Here is a 20,702-nt window from a genome sequence, read left to right as displayed (position 1 = left end):
ACGAGCGTGGCACTGCCGCGCATCACCGGGAAGGCTCGGTCGGGAGGGACGACGTGCAAACGACGCAACTTTGTGAGCATGCGCGCGGACCTTGCTCCAGATCACCATCCTGACGCGCCGTCACCACAGAACGTTACGGGGCGCCTGTAACGCGCTCATCCACGGGCACCCGAGACCCTGCGGCCATCGGTGGAGGCGTCCGCCGCCTTCATGGGGCGCTCGCGCGAGGCGCCCGCGGCGGCGCGGAGGTGGGTGTGCCACATGCCCAGAAGGCGACTGAGGTCGAGATCATTCTCCAGGCACCTCGTCCTGAGCCGCCAACGGGCCGAGCAGCGCCACCACGGAGCGGCGCCGTCGCGTCACCCAAGCCTTCAGGAGTCTCCGCAGCCTTCAGGAGTCCCCGCGCCCGCGACGACGGAGCGCCCGTCGCGCCAGCGTCCTGCTGCCGTTGAAGAAGTCGTTGAACCGGTCCAGCCCCCAGATGGACCGGAGGACGAACGGCTGCATCAGCAGCGACATCGACGGCGGGTACTTCGAGGTGTTCGACCAGATGCCGGCGAGGTCGTCCGACATCTCACCGTCGACGACGTAGTCGGCGAGCTGATGGGCCACGTACGGCACCTGACAGAGGCCGTGGCCGTTGCAGGCCATCGAGTAGAAGACGTTGTCGCCCACCTGCCCGGCGACCGCCAGCCAGTCCGGGCTGATGCCGATCCAACCGCCCCAGGCCCGCTCGATGGCCACGTCGGACAGCGACGGGAACCGGTTGGCCAGATCCTTCCCCATGTCCCGCACGACACGGGGGTCCGGGACCCGGTCCGGGAGCGGGTAGGTCTGGCCTCGCTCCGCCTGGCGGACCCCGCAGACGATGGTGTTGCGCTCGGTGAGCCGGTAGTGGGTCATCAACTGGTGCTGGGTGATGATGCCGCACCGACTGGTCCAGTCCAGCTCGGCGAGCCGCTCCGGCGCGATGGGTTCCGACTCGATCTCGATGACGTACAGCGGCGTCGCGAGGTTCTTGGGCGTGATGTCCCACTCGCCGCCGTAGGCGTTGGTCGCGAGCACCACCTTGTTGGCCCGCACGGTGCCGTGCGGTGTCGTGAGCTCGACGATGCCGCCTGTCCGCCGGACATCGCTCACCCGCGACTGCTCGTAGACCTTGGCCGAGGAGGCGAGCAGGGCGCGACGCACACCACGAGCGAGCTTGCCCGGGTTCAGCATCCCGCCGACGGATTCCCGCATACCGCCCACGAAGCCGGCGGGGAGGCCGAGTTCCTCTCGGTCGCCGACAGTCCCGTGCCCGCCGAAGGCGCGCAGGATCGCGGCCTGAGTGCGCACCCTGAGCATCATGAGGGGTGAGACCGCACCCCACACCAGGCCGTTCGCCACGTAGTCGCAGTCGATGTCGTGCGTCTTCATGAGGTTTTCCACGTACTGGCCCGCGTTCTCCGCCAGTTTGGCCATGACCGGCATCTTCTTCGGGGACTGGAGGCTGAGCATCCGCAGGTCGCCGCCCGGCGCCCCGGCGATCTGACCGCCGTTGCGCGAGGCCGCGCCGTAGCCGCAGAACTGGGCCTCCAGCAGGACCACGTCCTGGTCGCGTTCCGCGAGGCGCAGCGCGGCCGCCATGCCACCCATGCCGCCGCCGATGACGGCGATGTCACAGGTGAGGTCCCCGTCCAGTGCAGGCTGCACGTCGTCCGGCCGGTCGATCCAGCCGGTGAAGTCGGTGTACTTCGTGCCGTCGGTCCTCATGCTGTCCTGATCTCCTTCGGATGGGGTGCTTGTCCTGCCGCATGCTCCGCGTCAGGGCCTGCTCGACAGCGCGCCCGAAGCCCTCGTTCCCGACCGGCGGATCGACCGCGACAGGCGGTCGCGCCTCTGCCCGGACGCCTCGATCAACCGCTCTCGCCGCGTGTCCGCCGGCGCGTGCGCCACCCGGCGCTCCGTGAGCCTGACTAAGTCATTTGATCTACTTTAACGTACCACGGCCCCCACCACGGGCTTTGGCGTCGTCGTCAGGGCTGCTTGCGGGCCGGTGCACCGCCCCGCCCGTCGTGCGGGAGGGGGACTCGAAGGTCTGCTCGCGCATGCACAGGGCGCAGGATTCCGCGCGGCGCCACGGTGGCGACCTGCGCGGCGCCGGGGAGCGCCTCGCCCCCGTCGCGCGGGTTCAGTTCGGATCGCTCGCCACGATGCCAGGCGCGATGTCCAGCACCAGCAGCGCCGCCGCGACGTGAGCCGGGTTGTCCTCCACCTTGACGGCCGAGAGCTCATTGGCCCGCGAGACCCGGCGCTCGACGGTGTTGCGGTGCGCGTAGAGGTTGGCGGCCGCGCGAGTGGTGTTGAAGCCGCACTGCACATAGGTGAGGAGTGCCTGCCGTAGTGCCGGGTCGGCTTCGGCCAGCGGACCGAGCGTGTTGAGGACGAACCGACGTGCGCCGGCACGGTCCTTCGTGAGCGCGTCGAGCAGCTCGACGTCGGCGTAGGCGGTGTATCGCCGGTCGGACCCGAGCCGGATGACCAGTGCCTGCGCCGCCAAGGCGTCTTGGTGGCTGGAGCGGAATCCTTCGAGACCGCGTCCCGGCCTTCCCACCGCCGCACGGACCTCGTCGGTCGCCGCGAGGGCCTTCGCCACATGCAGAAGGTCCGGAACGGCCTCCCCCGAGAGCCAGATCCACCGCGACGTGGCACTGGCACGCGCCACCAGGGCGCACCGGCCCCCGGCCGCGCCGCGCACGGCGGAGATCGCCGCGTTCAGCGCATCGGCCTGCCGCGGATCATCGACCCACACCACGAGACCTGCGTGCCACCGCGCCATCCGGTAGCGCAGGCGCCCTTCCGCGAGATCCTCCGCCATCGGCGCCCCGCTGGCGATGAGCTGGATCAACGCGATGCCCTCGGAATCCGCGTTGCCCACCGCTGCGGCCAGACCGGCCTGACGCAGGGCCGCGACCGAGTCGAGGGCGTACTGCACCAGCGACTTCCCCGTCACGTCCAGCACCCCTACGAGGAGGTCGGGGTCGGCGCAGTCCGCCACACATTCCTCCAGCCATCGCCGCCAGCCGATCCCCAGTGCCACCCGCCAGGCGACGGCGAAGTCCGGCGCGATGCCCCGGCAGACGAGGTCGTTGATGTACGCCGTGGTTCGCGGGCCGACGTAGGGCTCCACCCGGCGCCCCGGTTGCTGCACGTTCGCGGTCAGCCACTGGACGAGATCGGAGCGGTTGAGCTCGCGATCCTCCTCGACCAGCGACGCGTCCGCGAGAAGGGCTGGATCGTTCTGGGCGAGCAGAGAGGGCCCCGCGAAAGCGTCGACCATGACCTCCGTCTCCGTGAGCAGTCGCTGACAGAGTGACCTGATCGCGTCAGCGACCTCGTCGGGAGGCGCGGGCCACAGCTCTTCCATGTCCTCATCTTCCCCTGATCGCGAGGAGCCGACGCTGCCAAGATGCCCCGTCACCCGCAGTTGTACGGCCCATCTACCACCGCACGCACAGGTCTCCAGGACTGCGGGGGCAGCGTTTAGTTTCACTAAACCGCGCGGCAGATCTATCAGCCTCAGGGCACGGCCGCAAGGGGTTCGGCGGCACTTACCTGAGCGAGTTCGGGCGGGCCCTGCCGCGTGAGGAGCGTCCTAAAGCTGATCGAAGACGGCCCGTCGGCGCACCCGCAGAACGAGGGCCTGCACCGCCCCCGCCACGGCCGAGAGGACGACGAACCCGCCGATCACCCAGGCGCCCCCGACGGTGCCGACGAGCAGGGGGAAGTTGACGACCATCAGGCAGACCACACAGGCCAGGCCGAGGAAGGCCACAGCCGGGGCCACAACCGTGCGCCACACCGACTGCCGCTCATCGGCGCGCCGGAAGAAGCCGATCACCGCGAGGCTGGTGGCCGCCATCAGCAGGACGATGCCGAGGGTGGCGGCGCCGGAGAACCAGGCGTAGAGATCCCCGATCGGGTCGAGTCCGAGCGCGGCGACGACGAGCGTGATGGCGAAAGCGACCGCCGAGGCCACAGCCGAAGACGCCGACGGCGCGCGGTGCCGGGAGTGCACGAGCCCCAGTGAGGCCGGAAGGACACCGGCCCTGGACAGCGCGAACTGGTAGCGCGTCACGACGTTGTGGAAAGCCAGCACGCACGCGAACTGACTGGTGATCAGGAGTACCTGCATCACATCGGCCCAGACCGGCCCGACGTGACTCCGGGCCACAGTGAGCACCAAGCCCTCGGGGTCGGCCTTCGCGGCACCGGTCACCGCGTCGACGCCCACGCCCATCACGACCGCCCACACCGTGAACGAGTAGAAGATGCCGATGATCAGAATCGCCACATACGTGGCCCGCGGGATGGTGGCATCGGGGTCCTTGGCCTCGTTGCGGAAGACAGCCGTCGCCTCGAAGCCGATGAACCCGAAGACGGCGAACATCATGCCGAGGCCCAGGGAGCCGTTCCCCGCCATCGAAGGCGACAGCGGTTCGGCCGTCAGCCCGTCGGCGCCACCATGGCCCACGATGGCGAAGTCCATGACCAGGAGCAGCAGGGATTCCACCACCAGCACGACACTGAGCACCTTGGCGCTCAGCTCGATGTCGCGATAGCCGAGGAAGGCGATGACGCCCAGCGACACGAGCGCCCACAGCCACCACGGGGAGGCGATACCGGCGTACCGGTCGATGACATTGCGCGTCGCGACGCCGACGTAGGCGTTCACCCCGACGAGAAGCAGCGTGTAGGAGAAGAGCGCGAGAGTCGCGGCCGACAGGCCGGGTATCCGGCCCAGCCCCGCCTGGATGTAGGCGTAGAAGGCGCCCGCGTCGCGTACCCGGCCGGCCATCAGCGTGAAGCCGACGGCGAAGACCAGCAGCAGCACGGTGGCCAGCGCGAAGAACAGCGGCATTCCGGGGCTGCCGCTCACCGCGAAGCCGAGGGGCACACCGCCGATCACCAATCCGAGCGGCGCCGCCGCGGCTACGACCATGAACACGATCTGCGATACGCCGAGCCCACGGTCGAGCAGGGCCACCGACCCCGCCTCACCGCCGGGTGCTCCGTCGTGCCCTGTCTTCGAGAGGCCGCTCATACCGACCGCCTTTCAGCTCACGGGCCGGTGCCGGCCGGCGACCACCGTAGGGGCGCAGCCGTGCGACTGGCTTGTGCACCGTGCACCGAGCCCCGGCGAAGCAGGTGCTCACTGTCGTTCTCACTGCGTGCGCGGCTGACGACAGTGAGGTGACCGCCACAGGAACAGCGAGGAAACGCCATGACAGCTCAGGTGTTGGACGCCGTCGAGGAGTTCGACGTGGTGATCATCGGAGCGGGGATCTCCGGGATCGGCGCGGCCGCCTATTTCAGCCGAGAGCTCCCCGACAAGTCGCTCGCCGTGCTGGAAGCGCGAGACAACATCGGAGGCACCTGGGACCTGTTCCGCTATCCCGGTATCCGCTCCGACTCCGACCTGCATACGTTCGGTTACGACTTCAAGCCGTGGCGCCACGAGGCCGCGATCGCCGACGCCCCCCTCATCAGGGAGTACCTGCGGGAAGCGGTCGAGGAGAACGAGCTGGACCGCGTCCTCAAGCTCAGCCACCGGGTCGTCAGCTCGGAGTGGTCGTCGGCGGATTCGCGGTGGACCCTCACCGTCCAGACGCCGGACCCGGCCACGGGTGAGACCCGGACCAGGACGATCCGCGCGGGATGGGTCTTCGCCGCCACCGGCTACTACCGGTACGACGAGGGATTCTCCCCGGAGTTCCCCGGGCGGGACGACTTCGAGGGGCAGATCGTCCATCCCCAGCACTGGCCCGAGGATCTGGACTACAGCGGGAAGAAGGTCGTGATCATCGGCAGCGGGGCGACCGCGATCACGCTGGCGCCCGCGATGACCACCGGGGCAGGCGCCGCCCGGCACGTGACGATGCTGCAGCGCACTCCCACCTACGTCATGGCGCTCCCCCGTGTCGACCGGATCGCCCTCGCGCTCACGAAGCTGCTCGGAGAAAAACGCGGGTACGCCGTGACCCGGTTCAAGAACATCTGGGTCGACCGGGCCGTCGTCAAGGGCCTGCGGACCTTCCCCAGGGCCGGGCGAGCGCTGATCCGGCGCGAGAACATCAGACGCCTTCCCAAGGGGTTCGACGTCGACAAGCACTTCAACCCGCCGTACGCCCCCTGGGACCAGCGGCTGTGCCTCGCACCGGACGGCGACTTCTTCGACGCGATCAAGGAGGGCAGGACCTCCGTCGTCACCGACACCGTGGCGAGGTTCAGCAAGCGCGGAATCATCCTGTCGTCGGGCGAGGAGCTGGAGGCCGACGTCATCGTCACCGCGACGGGGCTGAACCTGCGGCTCTTCGACGGAATGCCCATCGTGGTCGACGGGCGCCGGATCGACGTCGCGGACGCGCTCTGTTACCGCGGCATGCTGCTGAGCGGCATCCCGAACTGGGCGATGGCGATCGGCTACACCACCTCGTCCTGGACGCTCAAGGTGAGCCTGATGTGCCGCTACTTCATCGATCTGGTCCGGCACATGGACGCCTGCGGATACGACACGGTGGTACCGGTCGCGCCGTCGGGGACGAAGCGCAGGCCGGTCATGGACCTTCAGGCCGGATACGCCAAGCGCGGCGAGAAGTTCCTGCCGAAGCAGGGGCCGTCCGCCCCCTGGCGGATGGCGATGTCCTACCCCGAGGACGCCAAGGCCCTGCGCGGCCCGGTGGTCGACGAGCACCTCGAGTTCGGCGTCGGCCGGTCGGCCGCGCGGCGGCCCGGTGGACAGCGAGCGACCCGTGTCTGAGCCGAGCGGCGCCGAGAGCGCCGACCAGTACGCGACCCTGCCGTCCGGACTGACGATCTGCTACCGGGACTTCGGCGACAAGGCCGACCCCGCGATGCTGCTCATCGCCGGACTGGGCGAGGACCTCACCTTCTGGACCGACTCGTTCGTCGGCTCACTCGTCAGCCGCGGCTTTCGGGTCGTCGCGATCGACAACCGCGACGTGGGCCAGTCGACGTTCGTCACCACTCCCCCTCCCGGGCTCTGGCGTCAGATCGCGGCGCGGCCGCGCGCCGACGCGTACGCGCTGGCCGACATGGCTCAGGACGCCGTCGGCGTACTCGACCATCTCGGGATCTCGCGGGTTCACCTGGTCGGCCGGTCGATGGGGGGAATGATCGCGCAGACGATCGCGGCCACGGCACCTGAGCGGGTCCTGTCCCTGACCTCGATCTACTCCACCACCGGGGCACGAAAGGTCGGCCGGCCGGCTCTGTCGACGATCCGGCTCCTCGCCGCCCCGCCGGCGCGGACCAGGACCGCGGCGGTCCGTGCTCACCTGCGGCTCACCATGCACGTCGCGGGACTGGGACATCCGATCGACGACGCGGCCGAGGCGGCCGTCGCGGCGCGTGGGTGGGACCGCAGCGCCGGTGATCCGGCGGCCGCCGTCGCGCGCCAGATCCAGGCGATCCACCGCTCCGGAGACCGGACGGCCCAGTTGAGCGCGATCACGGCACCGACGCTGGTCATCAACGGTGACCGGGATCTGCTGGTGCACCCGAGCGGCGGCGCCGCGACCGCCCGGGCGATCCGTTCGGCGCAGCACGTGGTCATTCCCGGTATGGGCCACCACCTTCCCGAGGCCCTCGTCGGCCCCGTCACTACATACATCTCGCAGCACGCGAACCGCGTGGGTGAAGGAGGAAACCATGTCCGGATCTCGTAAGCACGGTTCCGGGGACACCGCGGTCGACGTCGTGGTCGTCGGTGGCGGCTTCGCGGGCCTGAGCGCTGCCGAGCGGCTGGTGGACACCGGGCGGTCCGTGCTGGTGCTGGAGGGCCGCGACCGGGTCGGCGGCCGGTCGCTCACCGGCGAGGTGGCAGGCGTGCCGGTCGACCTCGGAGCGACGTGGGTGGCGCCACGCCACACGGCCATCCGGGACCTCGCGAGCCGAGTGGGGTGTACCACGACCGACCAGTTCGACCAGGGCCGCAACGTGCTCTGGATGGCGGGTCGGCGTCGCACGTACAGCGGCACCATTCCCAAGGTCTCCCCGCTGACCCTGGTGGACATGGCCCGCATACAGACGGCGGTGAACAAGCTGGTCGCGACCGTCGACGTGAACGCCCCGTGGGAGACGCCCGGGGCGAGCGGGCTCGACGCCATCTCGTTCGGCGAATGGCTGGACCGGAAGAACGCGCTGCCCAGTACCCGTGCGCTGATGACCGTCGTCAGCAAGGTGCAGTGGGGCTGCACCCCGTCAGACGTCTCCCTGCTGCACGTCCTGCGCTACATCCGTGCGGCGGGCGGGCTCAACCACATGCTGGACGTCGAGGGCGGAGCGAACCAGGACCGGTTCGTCGAAACCACCCAGGAGATCGCCAAGCGGGTGGCGGAGCGGCTCGGCGACCGGGTGCGGCTGGAGACACCGGTGCGCGGCATCGCGCAGGACGACGACGGCGTCACCGTCCGCACCGACTCCAGCGAGATCCACGCCAGGTACGCGATCGTCACGGCCACCCCGGAGCACCGTGCCGCCATCGAGTTCGAACCCGCTCTGCCCGAGCAGGCCCAGGGGCTCACCCGAACCTGGCCCATGGGCGTCCTCAGTAAGGCCTTCGTGGCCTACGAGAGGCCGTTCTGGCGGGCCGACGGATGCTCCGGTGAGGCGGTGACCGACACCGGAACCGTGTTCATCACCTTCGACGTGTCACCCGCCCACGGCGGACCGGGCGTCCTGATGACCTTCTGCGACCCCCGCGTCTTCGACGGCTTCGACCCCGGAACCCGACGCGACCTGGTCGTCCGGCAGCTCGTCGACCTCTACGGTCCGCAGGCCCGCACCCCGATCGACTACATGGACCACTGCTGGGGATCGGAACCGTTCGCCCCGGGCGGCCCCCACCCCGCCGCCGGCCCGCACGCCACCGTGAGCTACGGCAAGGCGCTGACCGAGCCCCACGGGCGCATCCACTGGGCCGGCACCGAAACCGCCGGCGAATGGGCCGGCACCATGAACGGCGCGGTTCTGACGGGCCAGCGCACCGCCGAACGCGTCGTCACCCTCCTGTCCCACGACGCCCAGGGGGCGGTGTCGCGATGAAGGACGCGCTGTTCCTGCTGGCCGACCTATGGATGATCTTCGCCGGCTACTTCTACGGTTGGCGATTCATCCGCCGGTACGGCAACTACCTCCTCGGGCTCGAGTGGATGGTCGTCGCGACATCGGGCAGCAACTTCCTCCTCTGGTCGCTGTCCGGAGCCGACAGCGACAGCGTCATGTACGACGTGGCGTACTTCTTCGACGCGTTCTCCAGGTCGGTCGGCATCACGCTCATTCTGATCCTGGGCCTGATGAAGGTCACCCACCGCTACAAGCCGAGCCTCGGCGTCGATGTCGGCGTGTTCGGAGTCGCGATCGTGGCGGGCGTGTTCCTCCGGCCCTTCCACGGCGCGGATCTCCACACCGACCGCGGCGCGTTCTCGGTCGCCGCCTTCTACGTCGTCGCCAATCTCCTCACGGCGGTCTTCCTCGGGTACTTCGTCAAGCGGCTCTGGGACGCGGGCGCGAAGCGGCCGGCGATCTGGACGGGACTGGTCACGGCCGCCGGGACCACCATCGCGTTGACCTACGACTTCTTCCCGCTGCCGTTCGACGACGCGAACCGCACGATCTTCTACACCGCGGCGCTGGCGACGTGGGGCACCCAGGGATTCGTCTACTTCCGCGCCTACCGCACGCTGCACGACCACAACGCGTCCTTGGCCGCGCCCCCGGCTCAGGCCATGGGAGTCGCAGGAACCCCGAGCACGAAGAGGGAGTCGATATGACGGACAAGCACGTGTACGCGGTGGTGGACCCCGCGAGCGGGGAGCTGGTCGAGGAGTACCCCACCGCCACGGACGAGGCAGTCGACGGAGCGCTGGACGCGGCGGTCACGGCGTACGCGCAATGGTCGAAGCAGACCTCCGTGGCTCAGCGTGCCCAGTTGCTCGGCACCGTCGCCGAACTGCACATCGAGCGCGGTGAGCGACTTGCCCAGATCATCCACCGGGAGATGGGCAAGCCGCTGGACCAGGCCGTCGCAGAGGTGGAGTTCAGCGCGGCCATCTACCGGTACTACGCCGAGAACGCGCCCACGTTTCTCGCCGACGAGCCGATCGAGCTGCTCGAAGGAGAGGGCACCGCTTTCGTCCGTCGCCAGCCGATCGGCGCGTTGCTGGGGATCATGCCCTGGAACTACCCGTACTACCAGGTCGCTCGATTCGCCGCACCCAATCTCGCGCTGGGCAACACCATCGTGCTCAAGCACGCCCCGCAGTGTCCGGAGTCGTCCGCGGCCCTGCAGCAGTTGTTCACGGACGCGGGTTACCCCCGGGGCTGCTACGTCAACGTCTATGCCACCCACGAGCAGATCGCCGGCGTCATCGCGGACTCCCGGGTGCGAGGCGTCTCCTTCACCGGCTCGGAGCGGGCCGGCGCGGAGGTCGCCGAGAGGGCCGGGCGCAGCCTGAAGAAGGTGGTGCTCGAACTGGGCGGTTCGGACCCCTTCGTCGTGCTGTCGACCGACGACCTGGACGCCACGGTCGACGCGGCGGTCGAAACGCGCTTCGAGAACACGGGGCAGGCGTGCAACGCCGGGAAGCGCGTCATCGTCGCCGACGACATCTATGACGCTTTTCTCGACAGGTTCGCCAAGAAGGTGCTCGCCATGGCCGACGGCCTGGCGCCCCTGTCCTCGGTCGCCGCCGCCGAGCGCCTCGAGGAACAGGTCGAGCGAGCCACCGACGACGGGGCGACCTTCGTCTCCGCGGGACGACGCGCGGGAGCGTACTTCCCGCCCGGCGTTCTGACCGGCGTGTCTCCTACGGCGCCGTCGGCGGCCGAGGAACTCTTCGGCCCTGTCGCGACCGTCTACCGAGTCGGGTCCGAGGATGAGGCCGTCGAGCTGGCGAACGCGACACCGTACGGGCTGGGCTCCTACGTGTTCACGACGGACCCCGAGCAGGCGATACGCGTCGCCGACAAGATCGACGCGGGCATGGTCTTCGTCAACGGCGTCGGCCTCGAAGGTGCGGAACTGCCGTTCGGCGGTGTCAAGCGGTCCGGCTTCGGCCGCGAACTGGGCCGGGCCGGGATCGACGAGTTCGCCAACAAGAAGCTCATCCGCACCGCTCGGACCTGATCGCCACGCCGTACGGAAGGACGCCTGACATGACCATCGAATTCGACGCCGCCGTTTTCCGGACGCCGAACGAACCACTGACGATCGAGAGGGTGACCGTTCCCTCGACGCCCCCGCCCGGAGACGTGCTCGTGCGGCTCAAGGCGAGCGGGGTGTGCCACAGCGACCTCCACGTGCTCCTGGGCGAATGGGAGGTGCCCTCGCCGATGATTCTCGGCCACGAAGGGTCCGGAGTCGTCGAGAGTGTCGGCGACGGTGTCACGACGGTGAAGCAGGGCGATCACGTCGTGCTGTCCTGGACGCCTTCCTGTCGTCGCTGCCGCTATTGCATCAGTGGCAGGCCGGTCCTGTGTGACATGGTCAGCCAACACTCGGCGAATCATCTGTCGTTCGACGGCCGAACCCGGATCGCCTCCGTCGGCGAGGGCGACGTCTACAGCTTCGCGGGCCTCGGCACCTTCGGCGAGTACGCCGTCGTGCCGGAATCCGGCGCGATCGCCATTCGGAACGACGCCCCGTTCGCACAGTCGGCTCTCGTCGGATGTGCCGTCACGACCGGCGTCGGCGCGGCCGTCAACACCGCCAAGGTCCGTCCGAGCGACACCGTGCTGGTCCTCGGCTGCGGCGGCGTGGGCCTGAACGCGATCCAGGGGGCCCGGCTCGCCGGCGCCCGGAAGATCATCGCCGCGGACATCTCCGACGAGAAGCTCCAGCAGGCACGTGTCTTCGGTGCGACCGAGCTGATCAACAACGGCCGCGAGGACTTCGCGGACCGGGTGCGGCAGATCACCGACGGACGCGGTGTGGAGATCGCCATCGAGGCCATCGGGTTGCCGCGCACCATCGAGTCGGCCTACGAGGTACTGGCCCGGGGCGGCACGGCAGTGGTCGCCGGGCAGGTCGCGGACGGCGTGAGGGTCTCCATCGATCCCTTCGTCATGTCCGATCAGGAACTGTCGCTCATCGGCTCGAACTACGGCTCCAGCAAGCCGGCTTCCGACTTCCCGTTGCTGATCGATCACTACATGGACAACCGCATCGACCTCGACTCCCTGGTGACGAGCGTGATCGAGCTGAAGGACATCAACGAGGCGTTCGACCAGATGAAGCGCGGCATCGGCATCCGCTCGGTGATCACGTACTGAAAGGCGGGGACTGTCACATGGCCCTGGAATCATCACGCTTGGCCTTCGAGCGGGCCCGCCGCAGCATGGGCGGCGGTGTGGGGTCGGGCCTGCGCGCCACCATGCCTCCCCATCCGCTCTTCGTGCGGGAGGCGCAGGGCGCGTACGTATGGGACCTGGACGGCGACCGGTACACCGACTACGTGATGGCCTGGGGCCCACTCGTCCTCGGTCACGGTGACCGGCGCGTGGTGTCCGCCGTGTCCGAGGTGGCGAAGAAGATGCAGGTCGTCGGCACCGGGCACCCGCTCGAATACCTCGCGGCGGAAGCGGTACTCGATGCCGTGCCGCACGGCGAGCGCCTCCTGTGGAGCAACACGGGGACCGAAGCGGTGCAGGTCGCCCTACGGCTGGCGCGCGCCGCCACGGGGCGACGGCGCGTGCTCAAGTTCGCGAAGAGCTACCACGGCTGGCATGACACCGTGTATGCCGGGATGTCCGAGGACGACTGTGATCGTCTTGCCACGCCCGGCGGACCAGGGCAGTCGACCAGCGTGCTGGACGACCTGGTCGTGGCGCGCTTCAACGACGTGCGGCTGGCCGAGCGCCTGCTGAGCGAATCCGTCGAGCGCGACATCGCGGCCGTGCTCGTCGACCCGGTGATGAGCAACGCCGGAGTCGAAGAACCCGCACCGCGGTTCCTCTCGACGCTGCGCACTCTCTGCGACCGGCACGGCGTGGTCCTCATCTTCGACGAGGTGATCGCCGGGTTCCGGATCGCACGGGGAGGAGCGGCCGAGAAGTACGGCGTGCTGCCCGACCTGTCCGTCTTCGGGAAGGCGATGGCAGGCGGGTTCACCCAGAGCGCCGTCGTGGGCCGGGCGGAGCTGGTCGATCAGGTGGCGGCCGGCGTCGTTCATGCCGGAACCTTCAACGCCAACCCGATCGCACTGGCCGCCGTCGAGGCGACGATGCGCGTCCTGGCCGACCCCTCGGTCTACGAGCTGCTCGAACAGAACTCGTCCGAGTTCGAAGCCCACGTCGGCGGCGTCCTGCGCTCATCTCCCGACTTCGGCCGCTTCAACAGGGTCGGTTCGCTCCTGCAGTACATCCCAGCCGGCGGCACCACCGGGCTCCATGGAACCGGCGGACTCTGGACCACGATCCTCGAAGGGATGCTGCGTCAGCGCTTCCTCTTCATGCCGTCCGGCAAGGTCTTCATCAGCACGGCGCACACCTCCTCCGACATCGAGGCGACGGCCGAGGCCCTGGACCGCACCCTGCGGCAGTCGTGACGTCCGTATCGAGCCACCTGTGATCCCCACCCACTCCGGGCCATGCCGTGTGCCGCATTCCCCACGGCCTGGCCCGGCCCACCCTCCCGAAAGACGCCATGCTGAACCTCTCGGCCCTGCTCGAGGACTCCGCGCGCGCGCACCGGCCTGCCTCGGACACCCATCTGGTCGTGCTGCCGCTGTTCACTTCCTTCGGCGCGACCGTGCCCCGCGCATCGTGGAGATCGTGCCGACCTTGCCGATGACGTCCACGGGGAAGATCCTCAAGCGCGAACTCATGTGACGGCCCGGCACCCGGCATGGGCGTCGGCAGGAAGGACGACAGATGACAGTGGATGAGGGCAGGTGGGGGGCCACGTTTCTCGACGGGTCCGGTGCTTCACTGGTGGCCGCCTGGCAGGACCGGGTGGCGAGGAACCCGGAGGGCGTGGCGCTGCGCTACTTCGACGGGGCCTTGTCCGCACGGGAGTTGGACGCGGCGACGGACGCCCTGGCCGCCGCGTTCGAGGCACGCGGCACCAAGCGGGGCGACCGCGTCGGCGTGTACCTCCAGAACGTGCCGGGTTACGTACTGGTGCTGCTGGCCCTGTGGAAGGTGGGCGCCACCGCGCTGGGGCTCAACCCCATGTACCGGCGGCAGGAGTTGCGCCGCATCATCGACGACGCCGGGGCGGTCGGCGTCGTCTGTGCGGACGCGGACGTCCACGAGACCCTCGCCACCCTGGCGGGCAGCTCGGTGCGGTGGCTGGTCAGCACGTCGGCCCTGGACTACCAGTCCCGCGACGACGTACGGGTCTTCGCGACGACGCAGCGCCCCTCCCCCGCCCCGGACGGCGACCTGGTGGCCCTGATCGACGAGTTCGAGGGACGCGGTCCCTCGCCGGTGGAACTGACGCGCGAGGATGTCGCGTTCCTGACGTACACCTCCGGTACGACCGGGCCGCCGAAGGGTGCCATGAACACCCACGGCAACGTCCTTGCCGTGGTGGCGACCTGTGCCCCCTGGACCGGGGTGAGCGACGGCGACGTCGTGTTCGCCATGGCCCCGCTCTTCCACATCACCGGCGCGGTGGTCAACGCGGCGATCTCCCTGCTCACCGACACCACCCTCGTCCTGGCGGGCCGGTTCCACCCCGAGGTCGCCCTGGAGGCGTTCGCCGAACACGGCGTGACCTACACGATCGGCTCCATCACGGCGTACAACGCGATCTACGAACTGCCGCACGCCGGACCGGAACACTTCGCGTCGGTGAAGAACCTGTACTCGGGAGGCGCGCCGATCCCCCCGGCGACCGTCGAGCGGTTCGAGAAACGGTTCGGGGCCTACATCCACAACGGCTACGGGATGACCGAGACGACCTCCGCCGTCATCGCCGTGCCCGCCGGACTCAGGGCGCCGGTGCACCTGCCGAGCGGGACGCTGTCCATCGGCAAGCCGCTGCCGGGTCTCACGGCTCGGGTGGTGGACCCCGAGGGCCGGCCGGTGCCGCACGGGGAGCAGGGCGAACTGGAACTGAGCGGGCCGCAGGTGGTGCCCGGTTACTGGGGCAAGCCCGAGGTCACCGAGCTGACCATGCCGGAAGGCCGGCTGCGCACCGGTGACGTCGCGGTCATCGACGAGCAGGGCTGGGTCTACCTGGTGGACCGGCTCAAGGACCAGATCAACGTGTCCGGTTACAAGGTCTGGCCCCGCGAGGTCGAGGACGCCCTGTACGAACACCCCTCGGTACTGGAGGCCGCCGTGATCGGCCGCCCGGACGCGTACCGCGGGGAGACGGTGGTCGCCTACGTCTCCCTCAAGTCGGGCCTGCGCGCCACCGAGGAGGAGCTGATCACGTTCACCCGCGACCGGCTGGCCGCCTACAAATGCCCTCGCCGGGTCCACTTCATCGCCGACCTGCCCAAGACCCAGACCGGCAAGATCCGCCGCGCCGAACTCCGCGGCCTGGACGGGGCACCGGACCGTCGCCCTGTGGAGGGCGGCGATCTTTGAAGAAGCCATGTGACAAACGGAGTTCACGTCCAGAGGGAGATGTCATGACAGTGGAGAAGCAGACCCGGACCTTGTCGTCGGTGTCGGCCGACACGCCGACGGAGGAGATTCTCGGCCTCCTGACCCGTGACGGAGGCGTCATCGTCAAGGGGTTCCTGACCACGGAGCAGATGAACCGCTTCAACACCGAGATAGAGCCGCCGTTGCGGGCGCTCCGTCCCGGTTCGACCCACGAGAACGAGATGGTGGCCGCGTTCCACGGCAGCAACACCAAGCGGCTCACGAACCTGGTCACCCACAGCGCCACGTTCCGCGACGAGATCCTCGAACACTCCCTGGTCCACGAGATCTGCGACCAGGTCTTCCTCCCGGAGTCGGGGACGTACTGGATGACCACCGCGCAGGTTATCGAGATCGGCCCCCACAGCCAGGCCCAGATGCTGCACCGGGACCTGGAGAACTGGTTCCCGTTCATCGGGATGGGGCCCGACGGGCCGGAGGTCACCCTCAACTTCCTCATCGCCCTGACCGACTTCACGGAGGAGAACGGCGCCACGCGCGTCATCCCGGGGAGCAACCACTGGAGCGACTTCGAGGACCGCGGGACTCCCGGGCAGACCGTCCCCGCGATCATGAACGCCGGGGATGCCCTTCTGTTCAGCGGCAAGACCGCACACGGTGGGGGCGCTAACCAGACCGACGACGAGTACCGGCGGGCGGTGGCCTTCGCTCTCAATCCGGGCTTCCTCACGGGTGAGGAGGCGTACCCCTTCCTGGTCGACATGGAGGTCGCCAGGACGCTCTCGCCGCGTGTCCAGCGCATGCTCGGGTTCCGCTCCCAGTACCCGACGGGCTCTCCCGGCCTGTGGCAGGTCGACTACGCCGACCTGGGCGACCACCTCGATCTCTGAGCGGCGACCCGATGGGCGCACGCGCCCTGCCCGTGCCTCATGAGCAGGGCGCCGTAGGCGAGCCTCCCGCCGAGGGGTTCCGTTCGCGCTCCCTCAGGTAGGACTTGAGGATCGCGCAGGCGGTCGCGGTGTCGCGCAGCGTGCGTTCCCTGTCCCCGCTGGTGAGCATCTGCAGGGAGAGCCCGTCGACCAGGGACATCGCGACCCGCACCACCGAGTGCAACTCCTCGTCCGAGAGCGCGACATCGGCCTGGCGCAGCACGGCCTCCGAGGACCCGAGGAAGGTGTCGTAGAAGCTGACGGACAGCTCGGGGTCGTTGCGCTCGGCCCAGAGCGTGACCTCGATCATGGCCCGCGTGCGAACGGGGTTGTCCACACTCCACCGCATGGCGTTCGTCAGGCTCTGCTCCAGGACGTACGACAGCGTCGCGCTCCCGTCCTCCGGCAGCGCGACGCCCACGGGCATCTCCGCGGAGAGCTGTGTGAAGACGGCGAGCAGGAGGTTCTCCTTGTTCTGGAAGCAGTAGTGGAGGGAGGCGAGAGGCGCCTTGGCCTCGTCCGCGATCTTCCGGGTGGTGGCCCCGTCGGCGCCCTCGCGGGCGATCACCCGTACCGCAGCCTCGATCAACTGCTCTCGCCGCGTTTCCGCCGACACGTACGCCATCAGCCCTCCGGAAGACAGTGACCGAGAGATGTTGACTCAGTCAATTGAACTACTTCAACGGTAGCACTGCCCCTTCGCCGGCTTCGGTGAAACGACCAGGTCAGGGGGGGCGCACCCCACGGGTGCGCCCCCCCTGCCATCGGTGAACCCGCTGTCAGCCCGCCCAGACGTCCTCGACATAGCGGCCGGACTCGACCATGCCGGCCAGCCAGGCGGCGGCCTCCTCGTCGCCGGAGCCGGTGTGCTCGCGGTGGACGGCCATGAACGCCTCCCGCACGGCGGGGGCCATGCGGCGGCCGTCGCCGCAGATGTAGACGCGGCCACCCGCTTCCAGGGCGGCCCAGACCTCGTCGCTCTCGCGGGCGATCCGGTCCTGGACGAAGCGGGCTCCGTCGACGGGCGCGTGCATGAAGGTGGGACGCATGCTCACGGCGCCCGCCGCCTCGGCCGCCTCGAACTCGTCCTGGTGCAGGTAGTCCACGTCGGGGTGGTCGCAGCCGAAGTAGCACAGCAGGGTGCCGGTCGAGCCGGCGTGGTACCGGTCCAGGACGGCTCCGCGGAAGGGCGCGAGGCCGGTACCCGCGCTGACGAGGATCACGGGTACGGAGGGGTCCTCCGGGAGCCGGAAGGACTCGCTGCACGGCAGCACCCGCGCCTGCACGGTGTCACCGGCCTCGATCGTCTGCACGTAGTGCGAGGCGATGCCGCGGAAGGTGCCCTCGCCGCCCCGATGGGGGGCCGCGAGCAGCGAGACCATGAGGTCCGCCTCGCCCGGGCTGGCCGCCGCCGACGAGGAGATGGAGTAGTGGCGGGGGCGCAGGACCGGCAGCAGTTCGAGGAAGCCCTCGAAGGACAACTCGCAGGCGCGGTACCGCTCCAGCAGGTCCAGGACACTGGTCCCGGGCACGGTCACCTGCTCACGGAACGTCTCGTCGTCGGATTCGGCGAGCCGGGCCAGCGGTTGCTTCTCCGGCGGGCAGGAGGTGTGCTCGGCGAGCACGGCGATCTGCTCCCGGCTGGCGGCGTCCTGGAGCTCGACGAAGTCGGTCAGCAGGCGGCGCAGCGTCAGCGGCCGGTCGACCGGCAGGGCGTTCCGGCTCCGGCGGCGGGTACACAGCCGGACCGTGCGGTCGAGATCGAGGGCGAAGCGCTCCGCCACCCGCCGCACCAGCCCCTCGGGGTTGCTCGGCAGCAGGGCGAGGTGGTCGGCGGTGCGGTAGGTGACGCCCTCGGGCAGCCGTAGCCTCAGGAAGCGCTTGGAGCGGCCGAGTTCGTGGTCGGTGTCGACCAGCTCGTACGCCTCCAGGACCTCCATCGGCCGGACCCCGTGGCGGGCGGCGAGTCCGCCGATGACCGACTCGGTGGCGTCCTCCAGTTCGTACAGACCGTCGCCCTCGTCCTCCGTCTCCGCGGCCGGGGCGGAAGCTCCCTCGACCGCCGTGCCGTACCGGTCGAGCAGCGTGGTCCACAGGTCGGCCGTCCAGCGGTCCACGGTGCCCCCGAAGTCGCCGGAGGCGTCGGCGGCCGCACGGTCCAGGATGCGCGTGGCGCCGGCCGCCGCAAGGCGCTCGTCGATGAGGGTGGGCACCCGCTGGTACGTGGCGGCCCAGTTGCGGTCGCCGACACCGAGGACGGCGTACTCCAGGCCGTCCAGCTCGCCTGGCTGCAGACCCTCCAGCCAGGTGACGAACTCGGCCGCGTCGTCGGTGGGCCTTCCGTTGTACGAGGCGGCCACGATCACCACGGGACCCTCGGCATCACGCAGCCGGCCGGTGTGGTCGTTCAGGGAGGCCACGGCCGGTGCGAACCCGTGGTCCGCGCCCTCGGCGCCGAGGTCGGCGGCGATGCCGGCGCAGGTGCCGAGGTTGGAGCCGTGCAGCAGGGTGAGGGCGGTGCCGGTGGCGCGCCGGCCCGTGGTCGTCGCGCCCTGGGTGCCCAGGACGGCGGCCGCGCTCGCGGGCCTGATCCGCTCGTCGCTCGTGCGGCGGGCCAGCTTGAGGCTGAACCCGTCGGGCTTGATGGTGAGCGACGCCTTGATCTTGAGCTGGTAGTCGGTGTGGTCGAGCAGCCGGTAGCGGTGCACCAGCAGGCCGAGGAGCAGCGTGGCCTCGTGCAGGGCGAACTGCCGCCCGATGCAAGCGCGTTCACCGTTGCCGAAGGGCTTGAAGAGGTGGACCGAGCGTGCTTCCTCGCGCTCGGGCGAGAAGCGGTCGGGGTCGAACAGCTCGACGTTCTCGCCCCAGGCCGGGTCGCGGTGCAGCGCGGGGGTGATCACCATCAGGGCCTCGCCCTTGCGTACGGCGTACTTGCCTCCGATGACCGTGTCCTCGATGGGCTCCAGGGCGAAGCCCGGCGCGGTCGGCCACAGCCGCAGGCTCTCGTTGAGCACCTGGCGGATGTAGGCGAGCTTGCCGATGTCCCCGTAGTCGGGCTCGGGGTTCTCCGTGTCGCCCCACAGGGCGTCCACCTCGGCCTGGGCCCGCTTGAGGACCTCGGGGTGCTTGGTGAGGTAGTAGAGCGCGAAGGAGAGGGCGCCGCTGGTGGTCTCGTGGCCGGCGATGAGGAAGGTGATCACCTGGTGGCGGATGTTGACGTCGTCCAGGGGCTCGCCGGTCACCGCGTCCTTGGTGTGCAGCATCATGCCGAGGAGGTCGTCGGTGCTGGTGTCGCCGGATTCCCTGCGTCGCCGTATGACGTCGTCGACCAGGTTCGTCATCAGCTCGGCGTCCTTGCGGAACTGGTCGGCCTGCTTGCGCCGGAAGATCTCCGTACCCGGTATGGACTCCGTCTTCTCCTGGGTGAAGTGCAGGGCGCGGCCCATCGCCTCGACGAAGGGGTGCAGGTCGGTGCGGCGGAACGACTCGAAGTCGAAGCCGAAGCCGCACAGGCCGATGGTGTCGAAGGTCAGCCGGGTCATGTCGTCGGGCACGTCGACCGACTGCACGTCGGCGAGCCGGTCCCACTTGCCGATGAGGGATCGGGCGACCTTGAGCATCGTGCCGTGGTAGCTGCGCATCGCGCCCAGTGAGAACGCGGGCATCAGGATGTCGTGCGCCTTGCGCCAGTTCGGCTCGTGGTTGAAGGCGGTGAACAGCCCGTCCCTGGCGATCTGCCGGACCTCCACCAGCTCTTCGTGCACGTGCTTGCGGAAGCGGCTCTCGTCGGCCAGTTCCGCGACCAGGTCCAGCCCGCCCACGATGACGGTCTCGCTGCCGAAGACGCGCTGCCGGTACACCGGCCCCAGCTCCTTCACCTCCTTCAGGACGTGGGTCAGGAAGTCGGCCCCTCCGGGAAGGGTCAGGGCGTGGCCGATCAGGGGGAGCGAGGGACGCTCAGGAATCGCCTGGGTCCCGCCGACGGTCATCTGGGTCATGAACGTACCTTTCGTTGCTCATCAGCGGTAGCTTGCCCACCACCATACAGACGACATTGTCACCTGCTCATGTCGAGTGACCGTATTGCTCGACACAGTCGATTGCGGGAACTAAAGAAGCAGGTGGAACGTAGGGCCGGGACCTCTTGAC

The 20,702-nt window shown here is 69.3% G+C and carries 14 protein-coding genes; 9 read left to right on the top strand and 5 right to left on the bottom strand.

Annotated features, from left to right (window positions below; all coding sequences use genetic code 11):
• Window positions 1–390: 390 nt before the first annotated feature.
• The 3 genes from ACZ3HQ_RS07130 to ACZ3HQ_RS07120 form a co-directional block, all read right to left on the bottom strand.
• A complete protein-coding gene (locus tag ACZ3HQ_RS07130) occupies window positions 391–1,755 on the bottom strand; it encodes an NAD(P)/FAD-dependent oxidoreductase (protein ID WP_467508691.1) in 1,365 nt (454 codons plus the stop codon).
• Between the two features lie 418 nt (window positions 1,756–2,173).
• Window positions 2,174–3,409, bottom strand: a complete 1,236-nt coding sequence (locus tag ACZ3HQ_RS07125; protein WP_467508690.1) for a PucR family transcriptional regulator — start codon at window positions 3,407–3,409, stop codon at window positions 2,174–2,176.
• Between the two features lie 228 nt (window positions 3,410–3,637).
• Complete coding sequence (locus tag ACZ3HQ_RS07120) at window positions 3,638–5,086, bottom strand: APC family permease (RefSeq protein ID WP_467508689.1); 1,449 nt, start codon at window positions 5,084–5,086, stop codon at window positions 3,638–3,640.
• A gap of 180 nt (window positions 5,087–5,266) precedes the next feature.
• On the opposite strand from ACZ3HQ_RS07120, the gene ACZ3HQ_RS07115 reads away from it, so the two are divergent.
• The 9 genes from ACZ3HQ_RS07115 (at window position 5,267) to ACZ3HQ_RS07075 (ending at window position 16,514) form a co-directional block, all read left to right on the top strand.
• Entirely contained in the window at window positions 5,267–6,802 is a 1,536-nt protein-coding gene (locus ACZ3HQ_RS07115) for a flavin-containing monooxygenase (RefSeq protein ID WP_467508688.1), read from the top strand.
• Complete coding sequence (locus ACZ3HQ_RS07110) at window positions 6,795–7,730, top strand: alpha/beta fold hydrolase (protein WP_467508687.1); 936 nt, start codon at window positions 6,795–6,797, stop codon at window positions 7,728–7,730. The genes ACZ3HQ_RS07115 and ACZ3HQ_RS07110 overlap by 8 nt, the downstream gene beginning before the upstream one ends.
• Window positions 7,714–9,108 carry a flavin monoamine oxidase family protein gene (locus tag ACZ3HQ_RS07105; RefSeq protein ID WP_467508686.1) on the top strand — a complete coding sequence of 465 codons (1,395 nt, stop codon included), beginning with the start codon at window positions 7,714–7,716 and terminating at the stop codon, window positions 9,106–9,108. The genes ACZ3HQ_RS07110 and ACZ3HQ_RS07105 overlap by 17 nt, the downstream gene beginning before the upstream one ends.
• Complete coding sequence (locus tag ACZ3HQ_RS07100) at window positions 9,105–9,836, top strand: transporter (RefSeq protein WP_467508685.1); 732 nt, start codon at window positions 9,105–9,107, stop codon at window positions 9,834–9,836. Before ACZ3HQ_RS07105 ends, ACZ3HQ_RS07100 begins: the two co-directional genes overlap by 4 nt.
• Window positions 9,833–11,191, top strand: a complete 1,359-nt coding sequence (locus ACZ3HQ_RS07095) for an NAD-dependent succinate-semialdehyde dehydrogenase (RefSeq protein ID WP_467508684.1) — start codon at window positions 9,833–9,835, stop codon at window positions 11,189–11,191. The genes ACZ3HQ_RS07100 and ACZ3HQ_RS07095 overlap by 4 nt, the downstream gene beginning before the upstream one ends.
• A 29-nt stretch (window positions 11,192–11,220) precedes the next feature.
• Window positions 11,221–12,336 (top strand): Zn-dependent alcohol dehydrogenase, encoded by a 1,116-nt coding sequence (locus tag ACZ3HQ_RS07090; protein WP_467508683.1) that lies wholly within the window; start codon window positions 11,221–11,223, stop codon window positions 12,334–12,336.
• A 17-nt stretch (window positions 12,337–12,353) separates the two neighbouring features.
• On the top strand, window positions 12,354–13,610 hold the full coding sequence (locus ACZ3HQ_RS07085) for an aspartate aminotransferase family protein (protein WP_467508682.1): 1,257 nt from the start codon (window positions 12,354–12,356) through the stop codon (window positions 13,608–13,610).
• A gap of 325 nt (window positions 13,611–13,935) precedes the next feature.
• Complete coding sequence (locus ACZ3HQ_RS07080; RefSeq protein WP_467508681.1) at window positions 13,936–15,603, top strand: class I adenylate-forming enzyme family protein; 1,668 nt, start codon at window positions 13,936–13,938, stop codon at window positions 15,601–15,603.
• 44 nt (window positions 15,604–15,647) lie between these two features.
• On the top strand, window positions 15,648–16,514 hold the full coding sequence (locus ACZ3HQ_RS07075; protein WP_467508680.1) for a phytanoyl-CoA dioxygenase family protein: 867 nt from the start codon (window positions 15,648–15,650) through the stop codon (window positions 16,512–16,514).
• 37 nt (window positions 16,515–16,551) lie between these two features.
• Here ACZ3HQ_RS07075 and ACZ3HQ_RS07070 read toward each other — a convergent pair whose 3' ends face one another.
• On the bottom strand, window positions 16,552–17,178 hold the full coding sequence (locus tag ACZ3HQ_RS07070; RefSeq protein WP_467508679.1) for a TetR/AcrR family transcriptional regulator: 627 nt from the start codon (window positions 17,176–17,178) through the stop codon (window positions 16,552–16,554).
• A gap of 154 nt (window positions 17,179–17,332) precedes the next feature.
• The gene (locus ACZ3HQ_RS07065) at window positions 17,333–20,551 is read right to left on the bottom strand and encodes a bifunctional cytochrome P450/NADPH--P450 reductase (RefSeq protein WP_467508678.1); all 3,219 of its coding nucleotides are present in this window, start codon (window positions 20,549–20,551) and stop codon (window positions 17,333–17,335) included.
• Window positions 20,552–20,702 lie beyond the last annotated feature (151 nt).

This window comes from Streptomyces sp. NPDC018263 (genome assembly GCF_055562575.1).
This window is presented reverse-complemented; position numbering and strand designations above follow the sequence as displayed.

Excerpts from the sequence above, each read along its gene's own strand:
- ACZ3HQ_RS07075 (WP_467508680.1), top strand. The coding sequence starts at position 15,648 with ATGACAGTGGAGAAGCAGACCCGGACCTTGTCGTCGGTGTCGGCCGAC.
- ACZ3HQ_RS07080 (WP_467508681.1), top strand. The coding sequence starts at position 13,936 with ATGACAGTGGATGAGGGCAGGTGGGGGGCCACGTTTCTCGACGGGTCC.
- ACZ3HQ_RS07090 (WP_467508683.1), top strand. The coding sequence starts at position 11,221 with ATGACCATCGAATTCGACGCCGCCGTTTTCCGGACGCCGAACGAACCA.
- ACZ3HQ_RS07095 (WP_467508684.1), top strand. The coding sequence starts at position 9,833 with ATGACGGACAAGCACGTGTACGCGGTGGTGGACCCCGCGAGCGGGGAG.
- ACZ3HQ_RS07115 (WP_467508688.1), top strand. The coding sequence starts at position 5,267 with ATGACAGCTCAGGTGTTGGACGCCGTCGAGGAGTTCGACGTGGTGATC.
- ACZ3HQ_RS07065 (WP_467508678.1), bottom strand. The coding sequence starts at position 20,551 with ATGACCCAGATGACCGTCGGCGGGACCCAGGCGATTCCTGAGCGTCCC.
- ACZ3HQ_RS07070 (WP_467508679.1), bottom strand. The coding sequence starts at position 17,178 with ATGGCGTACGTGTCGGCGGAAACGCGGCGAGAGCAGTTGATCGAGGCT.
- ACZ3HQ_RS07120 (WP_467508689.1), bottom strand. The coding sequence starts at position 5,086 with ATGAGCGGCCTCTCGAAGACAGGGCACGACGGAGCACCCGGCGGTGAG.
- ACZ3HQ_RS07085 (WP_467508682.1), top strand. The coding sequence starts at position 12,354 with ATGGCCCTGGAATCATCACGCTTGGCCTTCGAGCGGGCCCGCCGCAGC.
- ACZ3HQ_RS07105 (WP_467508686.1), top strand. The coding sequence starts at position 7,714 with ATGTCCGGATCTCGTAAGCACGGTTCCGGGGACACCGCGGTCGACGTC.
- ACZ3HQ_RS07100 (WP_467508685.1), top strand. The coding sequence starts at position 9,105 with ATGAAGGACGCGCTGTTCCTGCTGGCCGACCTATGGATGATCTTCGCC.
- ACZ3HQ_RS07130 (WP_467508691.1), bottom strand. The coding sequence starts at position 1,755 with ATGAGGACCGACGGCACGAAGTACACCGACTTCACCGGCTGGATCGAC.
- ACZ3HQ_RS07125 (WP_467508690.1), bottom strand. The coding sequence starts at position 3,409 with ATGGAAGAGCTGTGGCCCGCGCCTCCCGACGAGGTCGCTGACGCGATC.